Origin of the sequence: Sphingomonas sp. GC_Shp_3, assembly GCF_026540945.1 — a bacterium.
In the GTDB taxonomy this organism is placed as follows: domain Bacteria; phylum Pseudomonadota; class Alphaproteobacteria; order Sphingomonadales; family Sphingomonadaceae; genus Sphingomonas.
This window is the reverse complement of record NZ_JALNUT010000032.1, coordinates 1-519: the sequence shown is the minus strand read 5'-3', so window position 1 is coordinate 519 and position 519 is coordinate 1. Positions and strand designations below refer to the sequence as shown.

The window sequence follows — 519 nt, the reverse complement described above, 5'->3', positions numbered from 1 at the left end:
CGAGACGGTTCTTCAGTCCCGGAAAGGATGACATCGTCTGAAGGGTGCCGAACGGTCGCCTCCGGTCCGGGCGCTGCGCCGCCGGTGTGAAGCTACATGATAGATGATCGACTTGTACTTCGGTGATACGCTGTCTGCCGGAAGGATCGATCATGCCGCTCGACACCCAAGGGCAGAGCCCTCAATCAGCTATCACCGACGAGGAACGCGCGCGTCGTCAGGCCGAAGTCGATTTTGCCCGAGGTAGCGTGCGGTACGAAGGCGGCACGCTCCCGGATGAGATTGAGCATCTAAACACCCGCTACATTGCCGGTGAGGTCGACAGCGGTGAACTCACCGCCGCCATTCTGTCATCCCACACGGTTCAACGTCCCTAAGTTTGCAGGCACAACGACCAACCGGTCTGGAAGCTGGCAATCGGCCGCCTGCGAGCGGTGCCGAAGGCCCTGTCGTCTACACGCGTTAAATAAGACGAGCTGCGAGACCGTTGTTCAAGCAGGTCGCCCCGAATAGTCGTCT

1 protein-coding gene is annotated in these 519 nt (G+C 59.9%); it reads left to right on the top strand.

The window, feature by feature from the left end:
• Positions 1-152: 152 nt before the first annotated feature.
• The gene (locus OXR00_RS19605) at positions 153-377 is read left to right on the top strand and encodes an antitoxin VbhA family protein (RefSeq protein WP_267389911.1); all 225 of its coding nucleotides are present in this window, start codon (positions 153-155) and stop codon (positions 375-377) included.
• The last annotated feature ends 142 nt before the right edge of the window (positions 378-519 follow it).